The organism is Magnetococcales bacterium (assembly GCA_015231925.1).
In the GTDB taxonomy this organism is placed as follows: domain Bacteria; phylum Pseudomonadota; class Magnetococcia; order Magnetococcales; family JADGAQ01; genus JADGAQ01.
The window spans coordinates 1-2,739 of record JADGAQ010000331.1 but is presented as its reverse complement, the minus strand read 5'-3'; the positions used below and the strand labels follow the sequence as shown (position 1 = coordinate 2,739).

The 2,739-nt window shown below is 64.2% G+C and carries 2 protein-coding genes; both read right to left on the bottom strand.

Annotated features, from left to right (window positions below):
* On the bottom strand, window positions 1-1,153 hold a 1,153-nt coding region (locus HQL56_19480; GenBank protein ID MBF0311698.1), incomplete at its 3' end, for a class I SAM-dependent rRNA methyltransferase.
* A 14-nt stretch (window positions 1,154-1,167) separates the two neighbouring features.
* Window positions 1,168-2,433: an inorganic phosphate transporter gene (locus HQL56_19475; protein MBF0311697.1), complete on the bottom strand. Its 1,266-nt coding sequence runs from the start codon at window positions 2,431-2,433 to the stop codon at window positions 1,168-1,170.
* Window positions 2,434-2,739: the final 306 nt, after the last annotated feature.

Genomic DNA, 2,739 nt, shown 5'->3' with positions numbered 1-2,739 from the left:
CCTGGAACAGCCGCCGCTCAATGCGCGCCTCCCGGCCCGCATCCAGCGCCGCGTCCGCCACCACCTTCTGAAACAGGGGAAACTCCACATGGGCGGAACAGGAAAAGGTGAACAAAACCCCTCCCGGTCGCAACAACCCCATGGCCAACCGGTTCAAATCCTTGTAACCCCGACACGCCCGGATCACCTGGGCCTTGTGCTCCGCAAACTTGGGCGGATCCAGGACAATCGTGTCGAAGCGCTCACCCGCCTCGCTCAATCGCCGCAGCAACTGGAACATATCCTCCTTGAGCAGGCTGACCCGTGAGGCATCAAGCTGATTTTCCGCCAGATTGGCCTCCGTCAGCCGCAGCGCCTCCGGGGAGGTGTCACAATGCAGCACCGACTCCGCACCACCCCGCAACGCCGCCACGGTAAACCCGCCGGTATAGCCGAATCCGTTCAACACCCGACCCAACGGCTGACTGCGACTCAACCAGCCGCGATTCTCCCGCTGGTCCAGATAAAATCCGGTCTTCTGCCCCTGCAACAGATCGACGCGATAACGCCGCCCCTCCTCCACGATAGCGACCGTGGCCGGTGGCGAAGCACCCGCCAGAAGCTCCTTGCGTTCGGGCAGCCCCTCCCGCTTGCGGGACTGGCCTTCCGATCGTTCCACCAAGCCCGCTCCGGGGAAATGGTCCCGCAGAATCTCGACCACCTTGGCGCGCCACGGCTCCATGCCGTGCCAAAGGAACTGGCAGACCAGATAATCCCCGTAAAGATCCACCACCAGGCCGGGCAGTCCGTCGTTTTCCCCGTGAACCAGGCGGCAGGCGTTGGTCTCCTCCCCGATCAGATGCAGATTGCGACGCACCGCCACCGCTTCCGCCAGACGGGAACGCAGCCACGATTCGTCGGGCAGACGCTCTTCCCGGAAACTGCAGATGCGCACCGGCAGGGAGGAGTCGGGGGAGAAGCCGCCCCAGCCGAGAAACGCGCCGCTGTGGCTTTCGACCCGCACCACCTGACCCGCCCGGGGGGAGCCTTCCGTGCGGGCGATGGCCTGGGAGAAGACCCAGGGATGTTTGCGCAGGAGGGACTTGTCCCGTCCGGCGAGTAGGATGATTCGGGGTATGGCCTTGCTGGCCGCGGTGGTCCTGCCGGATTGCATATTGATTTATCGATTCAGGAGAAGATGCTGCGCAAAATGTAGTAGATCACCGCCGCCAGAGCGCCCGCCAGGGGCAGGGTGGCCACCCAGGAGACCAGGATACCGCCGATGACCCGCAGATCGAGGGCGCCGATGCCCCGCGCCAGACCGACACCCATGACCGCGCCCACGGCGATGTGGGTGGTGGAGACCGGCATGCCGGTTTGAGAAGCCAAAGCCACGGTGGTGGCGGCGGCCATGGTGGCGGCGAAACCACGGGTGGGGGAGAGTTCGGTGATGCGCATGCCGATGGTCTCCATGACCCGGAAGCCCATGGTGGCCAGCCCCAGGATGATGCCCGCCCCGCCGAGGGCGAACACCCACCAGGCCAGGGGGGTGGTCTGGGTCACGGAACCGTTGGAGACCACGATGCTCCACACCGCCGCCAGGGGTCCGATGCCGTTGGAGACATCGTTGGAACCGTGGGCGAAGGCCAGGGCGCAGGCGGTGATGGGCATCAACGGAGAGAAGAGGCTTTCCACGCTGGCGAAGTGGAAACTGCCCTCGCCCTTATCCTCCAGACGCACCCGCGACAGGCTCATCTTGCCCACGAAGGCGGTGAGCAGCCCGACGCCGATGGCGGCCAGCAGAGAGGGGAAGAAGCCCAGATCAACCCCCAGATGGGGCAGACCGTTCCAGAAGGTCACCAGCGCCAGGATCCAGCCGACCAGAAAGATATAGGCGGGCCCCCAAAGCCGGGCTTTTTGCACCGGATTATCCTGGTTGAGGATGAGGTTGCGAATGGAGATGATCAGCAGAAAGCCGATAATGCCGCTGAGGATGGGCGACAGTATCCAGGAGAGCAGGATGGTGGAGACCATATCCCAGCGCAGGGCGTCCATGCCGAAGCCGAAAAGGGCGAAACCGACGATGGCGCCGACCACCGAATGGGTGGTGGAGACCGGCCAGCCTCGGGCGGAGGCCACCATCAGCCACATGGCTGCGGAAAAGAGGGCAGCCATCATGCCGTATACCAGCAACTCCGGATTGGCTTCGAAGGGGGCCGAAACCACCATCTCCTTGCGGATGGTCGAAGTGACCGAGCCACCGGCGAGCAGGGCCCCGGCGAACTCGAAGATGGCGGCGATCACGATGGCCTGCTTGACGGTGATGGCTCCGGAACCCACGGCGGTTCCCATGACGTTGGCCACGTCGTTGGCGCCGATGCCCCAGCACATGAACAGCCCGAAGACCGCAGCCAGTGCCACGAACAGATAGCCGTATTCGAGGATTACCTCCATGGTACACATCTCCACCGCCTGGTTGCCCAAACCGTTCCCCGCAGAGGGTCGCATGTTTCGGGCAAAATGCAAAGGTCCGACGAGGTGTTATTGATTAATACGGGGGTCCGGGGGCGATTATCGCCCCCGGCGGGGTTCGGGGCGGAGCCCTGAGGTGTTGACGTGGAGCGGTCCGCAGTCGCCAATGAAAGCGCAATAGCCGAGTTTTCCCGCCGTGCAAAGCCTTCCGTCAAAGGCACACCTCAACGTCAACGGATGGGGGGATGAGGCCCCCCCTTGCCCCCCCGCGGTCCGCAGCGGGTCGTC

What these genes read in the sequence shown, in the direction of transcription:
- HQL56_19475 (MBF0311697.1), bottom strand. Translation starts at nt 2,433, where the DNA reads ATGGAGGTAATCCTCGAATACGGCTATCTGTTCGTGGCACTGGCTGCG.